Raw genomic sequence first — 18,159 nt, 5'->3', positions numbered from 1 at the left:
GGCCGGTCTGGGGTTTCCGCTGTGGTTCAGAGGCTGGTCCTGTACCTTGGGCCGGAATGTCCGCCAAGGCCGGGGCGGGGCCCGTGAGCGATGAACCCCGGGCGGACTTGGCCTTACCGTTGAGCAGCCCGGCGCCGTGGAAGTGGCCGGTCCAGGTGATGGGCGTCGTCGAGTCCTTGAACCCGGCCCTGAGCAAGTCCGGCATGCTCAAGAAACGCCGTGACCGGACTGCGGTCAGGGCAGCCACAGCAGGGGACGAATCCGCCCCGAGTGCTGTCCACTGCCCTTTATCTTCCATAAAAACATCATGTCAGCGGGGTCTGACATTTTTAGCTGACAAGGGAAGACAGCCCCAGCCGCCCAAGAGAATAAGACAGTTATGCCGAAGTGAGAGCAGCCAACGCCATCTGCTCCAGAATGGGCCTGGCTGACTTTGCGGCAATCTTCCTGCCGTGGTGGCGCACCGAGTGGGGTGTGGAGTTGATCAAACCAAAGGCAGCGTGCGCCCGGACGCGGAGGCCGGGAACATCGGCATCGGTATGAATGCGGGCAAGGACGCCCACCCATGTTTCAACGTAACTCCGCTGGAGGGACCTGACTTCTGCCTGGTCGGCGTCGCTAAGACTTCCAAAGTCCCGGTCCTGGACGCGGATGACGTCGGGATTGCTGAGCGCGAAGTCAACCTGGAACTGGATCAGCCCCCTAAGGGCAGTCAGGGGATCGTCCGCTTCCGACACCACGCGTAGTCCGCCATCGAGCAAGTCCCGGCTGACGCTGAGGAGAAGTTCGCCGAGGACCGCTTGCTTGCCGGGAAAGTGCCGGTAGACGGCGGGTCCGCTGACGCCCGCTGCGGCGCCGAGATCCTCAAGCGATACGCGGGTGAAGCCGTTCTCCGCAAAAAGTCCCGCGGCAGCGGTCAACAACGCCAATCGTCGGACTTCCTTGGCCTGCCCCCGTTGCGTGGCGGCGGCTCGGGTGCCGTTATTGCTTGCTTCCGGACCTCCGGTCACTTTTCCTCCTTGGCGCCAGGCGGACCCGATACTCGTGGATCGGCTGTGCTGGACATCACAGTTAATAAAGACTAACCTAAATTTCAGTTACGCGGCACTAACCGAAATGGCCTGTGGCCAGGAATGGAACAGGGGTCAATGGAGACAATTGCCAGCCTGATGGGCACCGCCGGCGGTACCTTTGAAGCCAACCGGGAGGCGCAGCTGGCCTTGGTGGCAGAACTGAAGGAACGCCTGGCGACGGCGGCCCTCGGCGGCCCGGCCTCGTCGCGTGAGCGGCACATCGCCCGGGAAAAACTTCTCCCGCGGGAACGGATCGACTACCTGTTGGATGACGGCAGCCCGTTCCTTGAGATTGCGCCTTTGGCTGCCAACGGCATGTACAACGACGATTCCCCTGGCGCCGGGGTGATTGCCGGCATTGGCCTGATCCATGGCCGGCATGTCCTGGTGATCTCCAACGACGCCACAGTCAAGGGCGGCACCTACTATCCCATGACGGTGAAAAAGCATCTCCGGGCCCAGGAAATCGCCTTGGAGAACAAGCTCCCGTGCATCTACCTCGTGGATTCCGGTGGAGCGTTCCTGCCCAAGCAGGACGAGGTCTTCCCCGACAAGGAGCATTTCGGCAGGATCTTCTATAACCAGGCCAAAATGTCAGCAGCCAAGATCCCGCAGATCGCTTCCGTGATGGGGTCGTGCACTGCCGGCGGCGCCTATGTACCCGCCATGAGCGATGAGACCGTCATTGTCCGGAACCAGGGCACCATCTTCCTGGGTGGCCCGCCCTTGGTCAAAGCCGCGATTGGCGAGATCGTCACCGCCGAGGAACTGGGCGGCGGGGACGTCCATTCGAGGATTTCCGGGGTCACTGACCACCTGGCCGAGAACGACCAGCACGCGCTGGAGATCGTTCGGGACATCGTGGCCACGTTACCGAAGCCGGCACAGCCGGCATGGGACATGTCCGACGCCGTCCTGCCGCCCGTCGTCGATCCTTCCGGGATCTACGGTGTGGTTCCCACGGACGTCAACGCACAATACGATGTCCGCGAAGTCATCGCCAGGCTTGTGGACGGTTCCGAATTCCACGAGTTCAAAAAGAACTACGGCACCACCCTGGTGACCGGGTTCGCGCACCTCCACGGGCATCCCGTGGGCATCGTGGCCAACAACGGCGTCCTCTTCAGCGAATCCTCACTCAAAGGCGCCCACTTCATCGAGCTCTGTGATCAGCGTGGCATTCCCCTGATCTTCCTGCAGAACCTCTCCGGCTTCATGGTGGGCAAGGACTACGAACAAGGCGGCATCGCCAAGAACGGCGCCAAGATGGTCGCCGCAGTGGCTACAGCCCGGGTACCCAAGCTGACGGTGGTCATCGGCGGTTCATTCGGCGCGGGTAACTATTCCATGTGCGGCCGCGCGTATTCGCCGCGGTTCCTCTGGATGTGGCCGGCCGCGAGGATCTCCGTGATGGGCGGAAATCAGGCCTCCAGCGTACTGGCAACGGTCAAACGGGATCAGTACGAGGCCTCCGGCCAGGAATGGTCTGCTGAGGATGAGGATGCTTTCAAAGCCCCCATCAAGCAGCAATACGAAGAGCAAGGAAGCCCGTATTACTCCACCGCAAGGCTGTGGGACGACGGCATTATCGACCCCGCTGACACGCGCCGCGTCCTGGGGATGGCCCTGGACGTTGTCTCCCGCCAGCAACTGCCGGAGACCTCCTTCGGTCTCTTCAGGATGTGACCATGACCCTGCCAACAACAACCACAGCCCCACCCACCCCGGCCGTCGCTGCCCGGACCTTCAGCGCCGTCCTGGTTGCCAACCGTGGAGAGATCGCCTGCCGCGTCATCCAGACACTGAAGGAGATGGGCATACGCTCCGTCGCCGTGTATTCGGACGCGGACAAAGATGCCAAGCATGTGGCCCTCGCCGATACCGCAGTCGCCATCGGTGGCACTGCACCAGCCGAAAGCTACTTGAAGATCGACGCCATCATCGACGCGTGCCGCCGCACCGGAGCTGACGCGGTCCACCCGGGCTACGGGTTTTTGTCGGAGAATGTTGAGTTCGCCAAGGCGCTGGACGCCGCAGGCATCACGTTCATTGGGCCGGGCATCAATGCCATTGACGTCATGGGCGACAAAATCCGCTCCAAGAACCACGTCATGACCTACGGCGTTCCCTGCGTTCCCGGCATCGCACAACCCGGACTCACCGACCAGGAACTGATCGACGCTGCAGCGGCGGTAGGTTTTCCTCTGCTGATCAAACCGTCCGCGGGTGGTGGCGGCAAAGGCATGCACGTGGTGGAACGGGCTGAGGACATGGCGTCCACGCTCGTCACAGCGAGGCGCGTGGCAGCATCCGCTTTTGGCGACGACACCCTGTTCCTGGAACGGCTCATCAGCACGCCCCGGCACATCGAGGTCCAGGTGCTGGCGGACAACCACGGCAATGTGATTCACCTTGGCGAGCGCGAGTGCTCGCTTCAGCGACGTCACCAGAAGGTCATCGAAGAAGCTCCCTCGGCTCTTTTTGAGTCACTGCCGGACGGCGTTGAGCAGCGGGCCCGCATTGGCGAGGCGGCCTGCAACGCGGCCCGTTCGGTCAACTACAGCGGTGCCGGCACCGTTGAATTCCTGGTGTCCGACGAGCACCCCGACGAGTTCTTCTTCATGGAGATGAACACCCGCTTGCAGGTGGAGCATCCCGTCACTGAGATGGTCACCGGCATCGACCTCGTTGAATGGCAGGTGAGGATCGCCGCCGGTGAGGTGCTCACCGTGGCGCAGTCCGACGTCGTGCTTCACGGCCACGCCGTGGAGGCGCGTGTTTACGCCGAGGTGCCGGAGCGGAACTTCATGCCATCGATGGGTCGTGTCGTGGCGCTCGCAGAGCACGGTCCCGCGGATGCAACCATTTCAGGCCGTCAACAGGCGCAGGCGAACGTTCGGATTGATTCCGCCATGCGCAACAACCTGGAGATCACAGGGGACTACGATCCCATGCTGGCCAAGGTCATCGCCTGGGGTGGGGACAGGACCGCGGCGCTGGATACCCTTGACGCTGCGCTGGGCCGGTACACGCTGCTTGGGGTGGATACGAACGTGGAGTATCTGCGGTTGTTGATCAACGATTCCGAGGTCCGCGCCGGACAGTTGGATACCGGATTGATCGAGCGCAAACTTCCGTCGATGTCCTTCCGGCACGCCGGTTCCGAGGAACTGATCGCTGCCGCCCTCACCCTATGGCTTGAGCGCACGGGGTCGGCGCCGGCAGGAGACGCCTGGGCAACGCCGGATTCCTGGCGTGTTGGTGCCCGGGGCGCCTGGACCGCAACGTTGGGGATTCCCGGAGGCAGCGTTGCCACAGTGTCCGTCACCGAAGAGGACGGTACCGTCACGGCAAGCATCGACGGCGGGCAGCCGGTCAACGTCCGGGTAGCGGACCGCAGCGTGGACGGGATTGTCCTGGAGTTCGACGGCGGTCCTGTCACCTACGCGGTTGGCGTGGACCCGCGCGGGCAGAACGGCGTCAGTGAGTTGGGCAGTGTCCGCGACATTCACATCGGCAACGATGGCTGGTCCTGCAGGCTCGAGGTCCTGAACCGTGCCGGACGCCTGCGGCGGATGCTTGCGGGCATCCAGCGCGACGAAGGGGCAGCGGACCCGGAAGTGCGCTCGCCGATGCCCGGAACGGTGGTGTCGGTGTCGGTATCCGATGGCGAAACGGTGGAAGAAGGCCAGGTGCTCCTGGCCGTCGAGGCCATGAAGATGGAGCATCACCTGGTGGCGTCCGTTGCTGGGACCGTCCACCTCACCAGCAAACCCGGCGACCTGGTCAAGGCCGACCAGGTGCTCGCCACCATTCACGTGGACGCAGAGACCACAAGCACAGACAAGGAAATCCAGTCATGAGCACGTTTGAACTCAATGAGGAGTACCAGGACCTCAGCGACTCCGTCCGCGAGTTTGCCGACGAGGTTGTGGCTCCAGTGTCCGCCAAGCATGACGAAGAGCACAGTTTTCCCTACGAGGTTGTGAAGCAGATGGGGGAGATGGGCTTGTTCGGCCTGCCCTTCCCTGAGGAATTCGGCGGAATGGGTGGCGACTACTTCGCCCTCGCACTGGCCTTGGAGCAGCTGGGGCGGGTGGACCAGTCGGTGGCCATCACCTTGGAAGCCGGTGTCTCGCTGGGTGCCATGCCGGTGTACCGATTCGGAACGGACCCGCAGAAAGAAGAATGGCTGCCGCAGTTGGCGTCGGGACGTTCCTTGGCCGGGTTCGGCCTGACGGAGCGCGAAGCAGGGTCGGATGCCGGGGGCACCAAAACCAACGCCCACCTGGAAAACGGCAAGTGGGTTATTAACGGCAACAAGGAGTTCATCACCAACTCCGGCACGGACATCACCACCCTGGTGACGGTCACGGCAGTCACGGGCCAGAAGCAGAACGCGGATGGCAGTACCAAGAAGGAGATCTCCACCATCCTGGTGCCGACGGACACGCCCGGGTTCAGGGCGGAAAAGCCGTATAACAAGGTGGGCTGGAACGCGTCCGATACCCACCCGCTCACTCTGGACAATGTCCACGTTCCTGAAGCCAACCTCCTGGGCGAGCGTGGCCGGGGCTATGCGAACTTCCTGTCCATCCTTGATGAGGGCCGTATCGCCATCGCCGCACTGGCAACCGGTGCAGCCCAGGGTTGCGTCGACCTGTCCGTAAAGTATGCCAAGGAACGCAGCGCCTTCGGCCAGAACATCGGCAAGTACCAGGCCATCCAGTTCAAGATCGCCCGGATGCAGGCCAGGGCCCACACAGCCCGTCTTGCCTACTACGATGCCGCCTCCCGGATGCTGGCAGGGAAGCCGTTCAAGACCGAGGCGGCCATCGCTAAGATGGTCGCAGGCGAGGCTGCCATGGACAACGCGCGGGACGCCACGCAGGTGTTCGGCGGCTATGGTTTCATCAACGAGTTCACGGTGGCACGCCACTACCGCGATTCCAAGATCCTTGAAATCGGGGAAGGCACCACAGAGGTCCAGTTGATGCTGATCGCCCGCGAGCTGGGTCTGTAACCGTACGGGAAGGATCAAGGATGATTGACAAGGTTGTTGCCAGCGCCGCGGAAGCGGTGAAGGACATCCCGGACGGCGCCTCTTTGGCTGTGGGAGGGTTCGGCCTCTGTGGTATTCCCGTCTCCCTGATCGAGGCCCTGCACAGCCAGGGCACCACTGACCTTGAGACTGTCAGCAACAACTGCGGCGTGGACGACTGGGGCCTGGGCATTCTCCTGAAGGACGGTCGCATCCGCCGCACCATCAGCTCGTACGTGGGGGAGAACAAGGAATTTGCCCGCCAATACCTGGCGGGGGAGCTGGAGGTCGTCCTTACCCCGCAGGGAACTTTGGCGGAGAAGCTCCGCGCCGGTGGCGCCGGTATCCCGGCCTTCTACACCAAGGCCGGGGTGGGAACCCAGGTGTCGGAGGGTGGGCTTCCGCAAAAGTACGACGCCGAAGGGAACGTCGCGCTGGCCTCGTCCCCTAAGGAGGTCCGCACCTTCAACGATGCCGACTACGTCCTGGAGGAGTCACTGACGCCGGACTTCGGCCTGGTTCACGCGTGGAAGGGTGACCGGCACGGCAACCTGGTGTTCCATGCAACGGCCATGAATTTCAACCCGCTCTGTGCCATGGCGGCGAAGACCACCATTGCCGAAGTGGAGGAGCTGGTGGAACCGGGCGAGCTTGATCCTGAGCACATTCATACGCCGGGGATCTTCGTCCAACGGGTGGTGCTGGCGACCTCCAGCGAGAAGAGGGTAGAAAAGCGGACGGTTGCGCTGACCCCCGGTACGGGCGCAGATCAAGCGGGCATAAACCAAGCGGGCCTTGGACGAACGGGCGCAAGCCAGACAGGAGAGGAACGATGACGGACAACACGTTCCACGACATCCCGCCCCGCCCGGAAGCCGTCCGGCACGAGTACCGTCGCGCCGACGTCGAACATCACGAGGCCAAAGGCTGGACCCGCAACGAACTGGCCGCCCGCGTAGCCAAGGAGCTCACCAACGGCCAGTACGTGAACCTTGGTATTGGGATGCCCACCCTGATCCCCAATTACATCCCCAATGGTGTGGAGGTCATCCTTCACTCCGAAAATGGGATCCTGGGCGTCGGTCCTTACCCTGCCGAAGACAGGGTTGATCCGGACCTCATCAACGCGGGCAAGGAAACGGTCACCACGAATGCGGGGGCCGCGTTCTTCGATTCGGCGGCGTCGTTCGGCATGATCCGCGGCGGGCACGTGGACGTCGCTGTGCTCGGTGCCATGGAGGTGGCTGCCAACGGGGACCTCGCCAACTGGATGATTCCCGGCAAGATGGTCAAGGGCATGGGGGGCGCCATGGACCTGGTGTTCGGTGCCAAGAAGGTCATTGTCATGATGGAGCACGTGGACCGCAGCGGCAGGCCGAAAATTGTTCAAGACTGCACGCTGCCCTTGACGGGTAGAGGGTGCGTAGACCGGATCATCACCGACCTGGCCGTCATCGATGTCGTCAAGGACCAAGGAGACCCGCGGCTGGTCCTTCGCGAACTGGCCCCCAACGTCACTCTTGAGGACGTCCTCGCAGCAACCGGAGCCGACCTTTTCGAGGAAGACCAGGAGCTCACCGTATGACGCGGGTTGTTGAGCAGCGGGGGTTGTACTTCGACGAACTCGAAGAGGGCGTGATCTACGCCCATAAGCCCGGGCGGACCGTGACTGAAGCGGACAACGTCCTTTTCACCACCATGACCATGAATACCCAGGCGCTCCACTTGGATGCGGCGTGGAGTTCCACCCAGCCCTTCGGGCAGCGGCTCATGAACTCCATGTTCACCTTGTCCACCATGGTGGGGCAGTCCGTGACCCAGCTGACCCAGGGCACCATCATCGCGCAACTGGGGCTGACCGATGTCACCTTTCCGCACCCGCTGTATCACGGCGATACCCTGTACACGGAAACGGTGATCACGGGAAAAAGGTTGTCGTCCTCCCGACCCGGTCAAGGCGTGGTGACCATGCAGCACACCGGCCGCAACCAGGATGGCGCGGTGGTGGCGCTGGCCACCCGGACCTGCCTGATGTGGACCAAGGAAGCGCACGCCGCGCAGTCCTGACCCACCATTTCCAACTCTCTGTAGGACACCAGCAGCAAGGACCTCCATGCTTTCTTATGACGCGACTCCTTTCACCATGGGTCCGGCCCTCTTGTTCTGCCCCGCCGACCGCCCGGAGCGATTCAGTAAGGCCGCTGATCGTTCCGACGCCGTCATCCTGGACCTGGAAGATGCCGTAGCTCCTGCGGACAAGCTGAAGGCACGCGAAGCGATACTCGAGCAGTCCGGTACCGGGGGACTGGAACCAGGCCGAACCATTGTGCGGGTCAACCCGGTGGGGACGCCCGAGTTCGAGCTCGACCTTGAAGCCCTGGCCAAGACGCCCTACCGGACGGTCATGCTGGCCAAGGCGGAGAGCGCTGAGCAGCTCAAGGCCTTGTACGGCTATCAGGTCATTGCCCTGTGCGAAACCGCGGGGGGCATCGTCAACGCCTCAGCTATCGCCGCCGAGCCTAACGTCGTGGGGCTCATGTGGGGTGCCGAGGACTTGCTGGCGTCACTCGGTGGCCTCTCCAGCAGGAACGACGACGGCGGGTACCGGGCTGTCGCGCTGCACTCACGGTCCGCGGTACTGCTGGCCGCAAAAGCTGCGGGCAAGGAAGCCATCGACTCCGTATACGTGAACATCCCGGATCTTGACGGGTTGTCGGCAGAATCCCACGACGCCGTAGCCAGCGGTTTTGGCGCCAAGGCCTGCATCCACCCCAACCAAGTGGCAGTCGTTCGTGGGGCCTATGCGCCGACTCCGGAAGTCGTAACGCAGGCCAGTGAGCTCCTGGACGCAGCAGAAGCGGCAGGCACGGGGGTGTTCCAGTTCAAGGGCAAGATGATCGACGGCCCCATCCTCAAGCACGCCCAAGCCACACTCCGCCGGGCCGGGCACCGCTTCCAAGGCACAGATACCCCGCGAGGTGACAGTTAACGCCCATGTTTCCGCGGCAACATGGGCATTAACTGGAGTCTCGGCGGGCGGTCAGGGCGCTAGGCGCGTACCGGCGTCGACAGGTCTGTCAGTTCAACGGCGGCGGGCCGTGCTGCGTTGCTCTTGATGGATACCGCCTGACCGCTCTTGGCGGATTCGAGGACTGATTCCATGACCTCCAGCGCGTGGAAGGCCAGTTGTCCGCCCGCGCGTGGTTCCTGGCCCGCCGGCGTCGCGGCGAGGTCGGCGATTCCGAAGCCACGGCCGGAGTCCACGTAGCCGGCCGAAACGGGGAGTGTTTCCCAGTCCTCAGCACCCAGCGCGAAAAGCTGTACATCGCCGTCGAAGTGGTTGGGGTCCGGGACGATCAGCGACCCCTTTTGCCCGTGGATCTCGATGTTGGGGCTCTTGGTCTTGACGGCGTCGAAGCTCATGAACAGGGTGGACAAAGCGCCGGATGCATGGACCAGGACGCCGGTAACATGCGAGTCAACGTCCACCGGGACCGTCTGCCCCTGCCGTGGACCCGAACCGATGGTGCGTGCGTTCCGGGTATGGCTGGCTGCCCCCACCACAGACACCACGGGACCCAACAGCGTGACCAGGGCAGAGACGTAGTACGGTCCCATGTCCAGCAGTGGGCCCCCGCCGGGCTGGTAATAGAAGTCGGGGTTGGGATGCCAGCGCTCGTGCCCGGGAGTTGCCATGGTGGCCGTGGCAGATACGGGCGCTCCGATCAGGCCGTCGTCGATTGCCCTGCGGGCAGTCTGGATTCCCGTTCCCAGCACAGTGTCAGGGGCGCAGCCAACAGCAACTCCGGCCGCTGCGGCTGCATCCAGCACCTGCTGGGCCTCCGCCGTGGTGGCAGCCAGCGGCTTCTCGCCGTACACCGACTTGCCGGCGGCGATGGCCCTCAGGGCGATGTCGGCGTGGGCCGCAGGGATGGTCAGGTTCAGGACCAGATCCACATCATCGGCGGCGAGGAGTCCGTCCACGGTCAGTGCCCGGACGCCCTCGTAGGAGTCGGCAACCGCCTGCGCCCGAGCCGGATCAAGATCAGCAACGGCCACCAGGTTGATGGAATCGAGCCGGCGGAAGTTGGTCAGGTACTGGGCGATGATGGCGCCACAGCCAATCACTCCAACGTTCAGCGGCTTGCCCACAGCAGGCCCCTTTCAACGATGGTGCGGACGTTGCTGTCCTGGAGGATTTCCACGCGGTGGCCGGGAGTGCAGACGAAGATCCTGCCTTCGCCCCACTGACGCGTCCAGATGGCAGGCGAGGTGACCTCACGGTTCCACGGATCCCATTCCCGCACCTTTTGCGTGGTGGTGGCCAGGACGTCGATGTAGTCATCGGACAGTACCCAGTACTGCTCCGTGACGAGGTCGAAGTCGCTGATTCCCTGCGTAATGGGGTGGTCGGCCGCACCCGGCAGCATGTTCACGGTGTAGGGGACGTAGTTATCCGACTGCTCGCCGATCCGCTGGTCCGCATGCTTGCCGGGGTGGCAGGCAAACTGGCCGCCGATCAGGTGCAAGTAGTCCGAGTTGTTCCGGTAGGAATCGGCGATGCCCCCGTGCCAGCCGGCAAGGCCCGTGCCGTTTTCCACCGCAGCGCGGAGACCCTCGAATTCGTGCTTCTCGATGGTCGTCATGGTCATGCATTGCACTATCAGGTCCACGCCCGCCATGTACTCGGAGTCGGCGTAGATCTTGGGGGATTCTTCCACCCGGACGTCGTAGCCGTTGTCCTTGAGATAGGGGATGAACAGTTCGGTGGCCTCCACCGGTTGGTGGCCGTCCCAACCGCCTCGGACCACCAACGCTGTTTTGTTCTCGCTTGTCATGTTTTCCTTTCAGACTTTCTGCCAGCGGCTTGAGTTGTCCGCGCTCGCCTCGACGGCGGCCAGAACCTTTTGGACCTGCAAAGCGTCAGCGAACGACGGCGACGGCTGCTCGCCGGCCCCGATGGCGGTCACGAGGTCCACCACCTGATGCGTGAAGCCGTGCTCGTACCCCAGCCCATGGCCGGTGGGCCACCAGCTGCCGACGTAGGGGTGGGAAGGTTCGGTGACCATGATTTTTCGGAAGCCCGCGTCCGGTTCCAGGGCGGCATCGTAGAACTGGAGGGAGTTCATGTCCTCGAAATCGAAGGCAAGGGATCCCTTCGTGCCGTTCAGTTCCAGGCGCATGGCGTTCTTGCGGCCCAAGGCAAACCGGGTGGCTTCGAAGATGCCGATCGGGCCGGAGGCGCCATTTGCGCGTGAGCCGGCGTCAGCACCGGCGTCGTGCCCTGCCTCAAATCGTGCCGTAAACAGCGCAGCATCGTCCACGGTCACCGGGCCCTTGGGGCCATCAGAACCGCCGTGGCCGCCCAACCCCACAAAGTCCCCGCCCACCGGGCGTTCCTTGACGAACGTCTCCAGCAAGGCCGAGACGCCGCTGATGTTCAGGCCGGTGATCCACTGTGCGGCATCGATGCTGTGCGCGCCGATATCGCCCAGTGAGCCGGAACCGGACGTGGATTTGTCCATCCGCCAGGTCAGTGGCGCATCCGCATCGCTCAACCAGTCCTGCAGATACTGTGCGCGGACGTGGCGGATGCTGCCCAGCCGGCCGTCGTCCACCATCCGCTTGGCCAGCGCCAGGGCAGGCGTGCGGCGGTAGCTGAAACCGCACATGGACAGAACCCCGCGTCCGGCTGCCGCCTGGGCCACTGCCGTCATCTTCTCCGCTTCCTCCACGGAATTGGCCAGTGGCTTCTCGCAGAGGACGTGTTTTCCCGCTTCCAGAGCGGCGATGGCGATCTCCGCGTGGGTGTTGCCAGGTGTGCAGATATCAATAAGGTCGATGTCTTCGCGCTCTATCAGGCGACGCCAGTCGGTTTCGGCTGAGTCCCAACCAAATTTGCTGGCTGCTGCCCGGACACCGGCTTCGTTGCGGCCGGCCACGGCAGTCAGTTCAGGCCTCAGGGGCAGGTCGAAGAAGCGCGGCGCGGTCCGCCAAGCGTGGGAGTGGGCGGCTCCCATGAAGGAATAGCCCACCATGCCCACACGCAAGGGTTGTGGCTGTGTCATGTGAAATGCCTTTCTACTGGCAGCAGCCAGTCATTTGCTGAAACCGGCGGTCAGGCCACTGAGCAACTGGCGCCGTGCCACGACGTAAATCACCAGCAGCGGGAGCGTGGCCAGGACAACCGAGGCGAGCACCGCAGGAATGTTGACGCTGAACTCACCTTGGAAGGTCCAGAGCGACAACGGCAGAACGCGGGTGTCCGGGCTTTGGGTCAAGATCAGCGGGAACAGGAATCCGTTCCACACATGCAGTGCGTTGTAGATGCCAACCGTGATGACAGCAGGCTTGGTCATCGGCAACGCCAGACGCCACATCATGGCCCAGTCGGAACAGCCGTCCAGCCGCATCGACTCAAAAAGCTCGTTGGGCACGTCCCTCATGAAGTTGGAGAGAATCAGTACGGAAATGGGGATGGCAAACGCAATCGAGGGCAGGATGAGTGCCAGCAAGGTGTCATACATGTGGGCTTTGGTGATCATCCAGTAGATCGGGATGATCGTGGCATGCAGGGGAATGGCCAGGCCCAGGAGGAAGACGTTGTTGGTCCAGCTCAGGAACCTCCCCTTGCCGCGCACGATCGCGTACGCCGCCATAAAGGCCACAAAGAGGGCTGGAACCACACTGCCCACCGTCACGATCAGGCTGTTGGTGAAGTACTTGGCGAACTCGTTCTCCACCACCAGCTTGTAGTTATCCAGCGTTGGTTCCGCCGGTGGCAGCAAGGGATTGGAGGTGAAGAAGCCTGCCTGGTTCTTCAAGCTGGTGATCACCACGTAGTACACAGGCACAATGATGACCGCGAGCCAGAGCCAGCCACCCAGTCCGCCGAGGAAGTTGGGCCGCGAGCGGCCCATTTTCTGCGGACGACGGCGGGCGGCCGCCGGTTCGGGCAGTGTTGCCGGTGCTGTAGGGAGTTGTGTGGTGGAAGCCATTACGCACCTTCCAATTGGCTGGCGTTGCGGTTCTTGCCGCCGAGTCGTTGAAGGAACAATGCCAGGGCCAGCCCGATGACCACCAGGATCACTCCCAGCGCGCTGGCCGCGCCCATGTCGTTCGCTTTGAAGCCGGTGAGGTACATGTGCAGCGGCAACAGCCTCGTGGAATAGCCGGGGCCTCCCGCGGTCAGCACGAATACAAGGTCGAAGTACGCCAGGGATCCAACCACCATGAGGGTGGAGGAGGTGATGACGGTGTACTTCAACTGGGGGAGCGTGATGTTGAAGAACTGCTGCATGCGGCCGGCGCCGTCGATCTGCGCGGCTTCGTAGAGTGAAGCGGGGATCTGCCGGACGCCGCCTTGGTAGATCAGGGTGTGGAACGGAACAAACTGCCACGCGATGACGAAGACCACCACGAACAGGACCAGATCGGAGTTGCCCAGCCAGTCCTGCGCCAGGAACGGCAAACCCAAGCCGGGGCCGAGGCCGAAGTTCGGGTCCAGCAGGGCCTTGAAGGCAATGGCCACAGCAGCAGAAGAGAGCAGCAATGGAACGAAGTACAGGACGGCCAACGCGGCACGGTACTTCTGGTTCGCGGCGGTGAAGACGCCCAGCAGGAGACTGATGGGTGCCTGGACAATGAAGGAGAAGAACATGATCTTGGCGGTCACCAGCAAGGCGTTGCCCGTCACAGGGTCGGCCAGGACGGTGTTCCAGCTGGACAGGCCGTCGAGCTTGATCTCGCCCAGCCCATCCCAGCGGGTGAAGCTCAGGAACAGCACTCCCAGGAGCGGGAGGATGGCGAACAGCATGAAGAACGCGAGCGCCGGGGCTGCCAGCCACCCCGACGGACCCTTCTCGAGGGTTCGTCGGGACGGCTGTACCCGGGCGGTCCGGCGGTGCGCAGTAGTGGACGACACCGGGCTACTTTCCGATCGTTGCGTTCATGGTGGAAGCGAACTGTTCCGGGGTGATCTTCTTCAGGAAGATCTGGTCCAGGTTGGCCAGCATGGCATCGCCCTGCGCGGGGCTGAGGGCCTGGTCCCAGGACAGGGTGAAGTCCGGTGCATCTTTGGCGAGCCCATAAACGTAGGTCAGGAAGTCCTTGTCAGGGGATGCCGCCAGCTTGTCTTCAATACCGGTGACCACGGGTACGGCTCCTGAGTCGATGAGGCCTTGGACGTTCTCGTCGGTGAACATTCCGTCCTTGACGTACTCAAGGGCCGTTTTTTTCTGTTCTTCGGTGGCTTTGGACGAAACCGACCAGAAGTTGGTGGGGTTGCCCACGATGTTGGCCGGGTCACCCTTGCCGCCCTCGACGGTGGGGAAGGGGGTGTATCCGAGCTTGCCGCTGGTGACGAAGTCCGCTGCGTCCTTCTTCATTCCCTGGTAGATCCAGCTGCCCTGCAGGATCATGGCGGCCTTGCCGGTGTAGAGCAGGGCCTGGTCGGCGTTGCTGTCCGCGGCTATGGAGGAGAACCCGTTGATGAAGCCGCCTGCATCCACCAATTCCTGGATTTTGGTCAGTGCTTCGATCACGGCGGGATCAGACCAGGCGCCGGGTTTGTTGGCGGCAATGTTGGCGAACACTTCCGGGCCGCCGATGCGGTCTACCAGGTATTCGAGCCACATGAGGTCCGGCCATTTGGACTGCCCACCCAAGGAGAAGGGTGCTACGCCTGCGGCCTTGAACTTGGGCACCAGTGCCATGAGGTCGTCCCAGGTTTTTGGTGCCTCGGCGCCGATCTTGTCGAAGACTTCCTTGTTGTAGTAGAGAACTACAGGCTGCACTTTGTTGTTGGGGAGGGCGTAGGTCTTGCCGTCGATCACGCCGCTTTCCAGGATGGAGGGAAGGTAGCGGTTCTGGACTTCCGGGTTTTCCTTGAGGAATCCCGTGAGGTCATCCACCTGGCCGGCATCAACGTAGGACTTGAGGACTCCGCCGCCCCAGCCGTAGACGAGGGTGGGCCCCTGGCCGGCTCCGACGGCGGTGCGGACTTTGGTCTTGTAGGCATCGTTGGCGAAGAAGTCGAGCTTGATGGCCGAATCGGGGTGTGCTTTGTTCCAGGAGTCCACGGCTGCCTGGACTACGGGTTGGTCGCCGCCAGTGAGGCCCCACATGGTTGCCGAATCTCCGGAGGCTCCTGTTCCGGCCGGCCCTGAGGACCCGCAGGCTGCGAGTGCGATCGACAATGCGGCTGCAGAAACGGCCATTCCGGCGGTGCGCAACTTGAGACTATTCATGTGCAGTTTCCATTCGTCCTTCGGGCTCGACGCTGATGGCCCGGTTGTTCGTGTAAAAGCCGCACTCCGCGGTGGTGGGGATCAGCTTCGATCGACCGTTTCCGCTGACTTTTCGAAATGTTTCGAAGGTCCTTTCGGAAGTGCCCACCAAACTTAGCCGTGAGGCAGGTCACCGTCAAGAGCCAATTTCCCGGAATGTAAACCCTGTGAGATCCATGTTGACGGGCGTGCCGATGACAATGCACACTGTCTGCAACCGAAACTTTTCGAAAGCGATAACCGTGAGCATCGATGATCGACCCTCCAAAATGACCCTTTCTGCCGTCGCGCAGGAGGTAGGAGTATCTGTGCCCACGGTCTCCAAAGTGGTCAACGGGCGCGGGGATGTAGCGCAGGCAACCCGGGCCCGCGTGCTGGCGGCACTGCAGCGCACAGGCTATAAATCTCCCCTCCAGCGCAAGAGCAACCCGGTGCAGCGGACAGTCGAAGCGGTCTTTGATTCCCTCAATTCGGCCTACAACATGGAAGTCCTCAAGGGGATCATGGAGCAGGCAAACGTCTCCGACATGGAAGTGATCCTGTCCGTGACCGGTCTCCAGGCGGCGCCTCCACTGGGACCGGAAGAACGGGCTCAACGCATGGTCGATGAAGGCCGCAGCGGGATGATCGTGGTGACCTCAGCCTTTGGCACTGCGCACTTGGAGGCCTTCCAGCGACGTCAGATTCCCATTGTGGTGATCGACCCCCTCAACCCGCCCCCGGCTGACCTGTTCAGCGTAGGCGCCAGCAACTGGGCCGGCGGGAAAGCCGCCGCGACGCACCTCCTGGGGCTGGGGCACCGACGGATTGCCTTCATCGGTGGCCCTGCCACCGCCGAATGCAGCCAGGCCAGGCTGCACGGCTACATGGCCGCGCTCATGGCCGCAGATATCACGGTGGAGCACGAATACGTTTCGGCAGGCCCTTTCCGCCCCGAGACCGGGGCCGCCGCCTTCAAGGCCCTGTTGGCGCTGGAGGATCCGCCCACGGCAGTCTTCGCCGGCAGCGACAGCATCGCCATGGGGGTGCTGGCCGAGGCCCGAAGGCAGGACGTGCGGATTCCCGAGGAGATGAGCCTGGTGGGGTTCGACGGCACCTACCAGGCCGAAGAATCCACACCGCCCCTCACGTCCGTGAGCCAGCCGCTTCAAGAGATCGGGCGGTCGGCGCTGAACTTCATCCTTCGCCAGATGCAGGGCGAAGACATCGACTCCCGGCGCGTGGAACTGGCAACCCACCTGGTGGTCCGGGAATCCACGGCACCCCCCGTGGACCTGGGCTCACGAAAGAAAGCGGCGTCGCGGGTTTAGCTGCACGGGTCCAATGGCGTCAGACAGCAGCACCCGCACCCAGCGCTCGCCGTTCCCGCGGAACTCCTCACGGCTGGCGAAACGGTACAGGTAGCTGCGTGCGCGCACCCAACGGGGGCGTTCGCCGTCGAACGGGTCATGGCGAAGCAGCCCAAGCGTGGGCTTGTCCGCCTCCAGCAACTTGTCCAGGAAAGCGTAGAACCAGTCCTCGTGGACAGTCCGCAGAGGCAGGAACCACATCAGCCAATCCAGGCGTAGATGGTACGGCGCCCACTGCCGCGGCAGCCGCCGCACGTCGCCGGGCTTGCCCTTGAAGCCGTATTCAAGCCAGTGCTCATCCGCGGCGTCCGGCTCCCAGGCCAGCGTGCCTTCCACCACGATTTCGATCCGCTGCCTGGTGACCGTCCCGAACGCCCCATAGGCGTTGACCAGGCGCCAACGGTTGAAGCTGGCATTCATCAGCTGCCGGCTGGAGAAGAGGTTCAGGAGCGGCCGGTAGCTGAACACCAGCAACACCACAGTCACCAGCACGACGACGGCGAGCCACCACACCGGCGTATCGGCGCCTTGGTGCCACTCCAGCGGGATGAACGGAAAGACCGCGTGGGCGAGGGGGTCGCTGACGGCCGCGAAGGCAAGGACGATGGCCACCCAGTTCAACCAGGCGAAATTCCCGGTGCCTACCAGCCACAGCTGGGTGAGGATGATGATTCCTGCCGCAATGCCGGCCAGGGGCTGTGGCGCGAAGAGGAAGAACGGCACCACCAGCTGCGCGAAATGGTTGCCCGCCACCTCTACTTTATGCAACGGGCGCGGCAGCAGATGTGCTTGCCTGCTGAGCGGGCCAGGCATGGGCTGGGTCTCATGGTGGTAGAACATGGCTGTCATGTCGCGCCACTCGCGGCCCCCACGGATCTTGATCATGCCCGCGCCGAACTCGAGCCGGAAAACCAGCCACACAATGAGGATCAGGATGGTGGTGGGCGGGGGAGTCTGGTCCGAGCCGAGGAAGGCCACGGTGAATCCGGCCTCGAGAAGCAGGATCTCCCAGCCGAAGCCGTAGAACGTCTGGCCGACGTTGACGATCGACATATAGAGGAACCACAGGATCAGGAATGCCAGCATGGGCAGCCATGGCGGGCCCGTTTGGGGGAGGCCGATCACGAGCAAGGCAGCCACGATGATCCCCGTCCAACACACCGATCTGAGGAGAGCATCGGAGTAATGCCAACGGAAGAGGGTGGGCCTGGCCAGTCTGCGGGCCATGTCCAGGAAAGCCGGCACCGGCAACAGCCCGCGCTCGCCGAGGAGTGCCGGGAACTGGTTCATGGTGGAAAGTAAGGCAACCAGATACAGCGCAGCCGTGCCGCGCTGCAACACCTGCCGGGCGAATTCATAGTCCCGCGCATCAAACCAGGACAGCCACTCCACCTTTCCACCGTACGCGT

General features: G+C 63.0%; 16 protein-coding genes and 1 pseudogene. 8 read left to right on the top strand and 9 right to left on the bottom strand.

What is annotated here, in order from left to right:
- Nucleotides 1-298 (bottom strand): annotated as a pseudogene (locus ACIQLI_RS20880) (hypothetical protein); the annotation flags it as partial.
- A gap of 79 nt (nucleotides 299-377) precedes the next feature.
- Nucleotides 378-1,010, bottom strand: a complete 633-nt coding sequence (locus ACIQLI_RS20875; RefSeq protein ID WP_354232306.1) for a TetR/AcrR family transcriptional regulator — start codon at nucleotides 1,008-1,010, stop codon at nucleotides 378-380.
- A 138-nt stretch (nucleotides 1,011-1,148) separates the two neighbouring features.
- Here ACIQLI_RS20875 and ACIQLI_RS20870 point away from each other — a divergent pair, with 138 nt between their 5' ends.
- From ACIQLI_RS20870 to ACIQLI_RS20840, 7 genes are read left to right on the top strand one after another with little or no spacing between them, the layout of a single operon-like run.
- Nucleotides 1,149-2,759 carry a carboxyl transferase domain-containing protein gene (locus tag ACIQLI_RS20870; protein WP_400391995.1) on the top strand — a complete coding sequence of 537 codons (1,611 nt, stop codon included), beginning with the start codon at nucleotides 1,149-1,151 and terminating at the stop codon, nucleotides 2,757-2,759.
- A 2-nt stretch (nucleotides 2,760-2,761) separates the two neighbouring features.
- Nucleotides 2,762-4,936 carry an acetyl/propionyl/methylcrotonyl-CoA carboxylase subunit alpha gene (locus ACIQLI_RS20865; RefSeq protein ID WP_400391992.1) on the top strand — a complete coding sequence of 725 codons (2,175 nt, stop codon included), beginning with the start codon at nucleotides 2,762-2,764 and terminating at the stop codon, nucleotides 4,934-4,936.
- On the top strand, nucleotides 4,933-6,096 hold the full coding sequence (locus ACIQLI_RS20860) for an acyl-CoA dehydrogenase family protein (protein ID WP_400391989.1): 1,164 nt from the start codon (nucleotides 4,933-4,935) through the stop codon (nucleotides 6,094-6,096). The genes ACIQLI_RS20865 and ACIQLI_RS20860 overlap by 4 nt, the downstream gene beginning before the upstream one ends.
- Before the next feature lie 20 nt (nucleotides 6,097-6,116).
- The gene (locus ACIQLI_RS20855) at nucleotides 6,117-6,950 is read left to right on the top strand and encodes a CoA transferase subunit A (RefSeq protein ID WP_400391986.1); all 834 of its coding nucleotides are present in this window, start codon (nucleotides 6,117-6,119) and stop codon (nucleotides 6,948-6,950) included.
- Nucleotides 6,947-7,699, top strand: a complete 753-nt coding sequence (locus ACIQLI_RS20850; protein ID WP_400391983.1) for a CoA transferase subunit B — start codon at nucleotides 6,947-6,949, stop codon at nucleotides 7,697-7,699. The genes ACIQLI_RS20855 and ACIQLI_RS20850 overlap by 4 nt, the downstream gene beginning before the upstream one ends.
- A complete protein-coding gene (locus ACIQLI_RS20845) occupies nucleotides 7,696-8,181 on the top strand; it encodes a MaoC family dehydratase (protein WP_400391980.1) in 486 nt (161 codons plus the stop codon). The genes ACIQLI_RS20850 and ACIQLI_RS20845 overlap by 4 nt, the downstream gene beginning before the upstream one ends.
- A 46-nt stretch (nucleotides 8,182-8,227) precedes the next feature.
- Nucleotides 8,228-9,103: an HpcH/HpaI aldolase/citrate lyase family protein gene (locus ACIQLI_RS20840; protein WP_400391977.1), complete on the top strand. Its 876-nt coding sequence runs from the start codon at nucleotides 8,228-8,230 to the stop codon at nucleotides 9,101-9,103.
- 59 nt (nucleotides 9,104-9,162) lie between these two features.
- On the opposite strand, the gene ACIQLI_RS20835 is transcribed toward ACIQLI_RS20840, so the two are convergent.
- Genes ACIQLI_RS20835 through ACIQLI_RS20810 form a run of 6 tightly spaced genes read right to left on the bottom strand, consistent with a single transcriptional unit; the run spans nucleotide 9,163 to nucleotide 15,362 of the window.
- Nucleotides 9,163-10,266, bottom strand: a complete 1,104-nt coding sequence (locus ACIQLI_RS20835; RefSeq protein WP_400391974.1) for a Gfo/Idh/MocA family protein — start codon at nucleotides 10,264-10,266, stop codon at nucleotides 9,163-9,165.
- Nucleotides 10,251-10,952, bottom strand: coding sequence for a ThuA domain-containing protein (locus ACIQLI_RS20830; protein WP_400391971.1), 702 nt, complete (start codon nucleotides 10,950-10,952; stop codon nucleotides 10,251-10,253). The genes ACIQLI_RS20835 and ACIQLI_RS20830 overlap by 16 nt, the downstream gene beginning before the upstream one ends.
- 9 nt (nucleotides 10,953-10,961) lie before the next feature.
- Nucleotides 10,962-12,182 (bottom strand): Gfo/Idh/MocA family protein, encoded by a 1,221-nt coding sequence (locus tag ACIQLI_RS20825; protein WP_400391968.1) that lies wholly within the window; start codon nucleotides 12,180-12,182, stop codon nucleotides 10,962-10,964.
- A gap of 30 nt (nucleotides 12,183-12,212) precedes the next feature.
- Nucleotides 12,213-13,112 (bottom strand): carbohydrate ABC transporter permease, encoded by a 900-nt coding sequence (locus tag ACIQLI_RS20820; RefSeq protein ID WP_354232328.1) that lies wholly within the window; start codon nucleotides 13,110-13,112, stop codon nucleotides 12,213-12,215.
- Nucleotides 13,112-14,038 carry a carbohydrate ABC transporter permease gene (locus ACIQLI_RS20815; protein WP_400391965.1) on the bottom strand — a complete coding sequence of 309 codons (927 nt, stop codon included), beginning with the start codon at nucleotides 14,036-14,038 and terminating at the stop codon, nucleotides 13,112-13,114. The genes ACIQLI_RS20820 and ACIQLI_RS20815 overlap by 1 nt, the downstream gene beginning before the upstream one ends.
- Before the next feature lie 4 nt (nucleotides 14,039-14,042).
- A complete protein-coding gene (locus tag ACIQLI_RS20810) occupies nucleotides 14,043-15,362 on the bottom strand; it encodes an extracellular solute-binding protein (RefSeq protein ID WP_400391962.1) in 1,320 nt (439 codons plus the stop codon).
- A 281-nt stretch (nucleotides 15,363-15,643) separates the two neighbouring features.
- Between ACIQLI_RS20810 and ACIQLI_RS20805 the strand changes: the two genes are divergently transcribed.
- Nucleotides 15,644-16,711 carry a LacI family DNA-binding transcriptional regulator gene (locus ACIQLI_RS20805; protein ID WP_400391960.1) on the top strand — a complete coding sequence of 356 codons (1,068 nt, stop codon included), beginning with the start codon at nucleotides 15,644-15,646 and terminating at the stop codon, nucleotides 16,709-16,711.
- Here the strand turns inward: ACIQLI_RS20805 and ACIQLI_RS20800 are convergent.
- On the bottom strand, nucleotides 16,682-18,142 hold the full coding sequence (locus tag ACIQLI_RS20800) for a lipase maturation factor family protein (protein ID WP_400391958.1): 1,461 nt from the start codon (nucleotides 18,140-18,142) through the stop codon (nucleotides 16,682-16,684). The genes ACIQLI_RS20805 and ACIQLI_RS20800 overlap by 30 nt on opposite strands.
- Between the last annotated feature and the right edge of the window lie 17 nt (nucleotides 18,143-18,159).

The organism is Paenarthrobacter sp. NPDC091669, assembly GCF_044756725.1.
Taxonomy (GTDB): Bacteria; Actinomycetota; Actinomycetes; order Actinomycetales; family Micrococcaceae; genus Arthrobacter; species Arthrobacter bambusae_C.
Note: the sequence above shows the minus strand (reverse complement) of the source record. Positions and strands in the feature narration are given on the sequence as shown.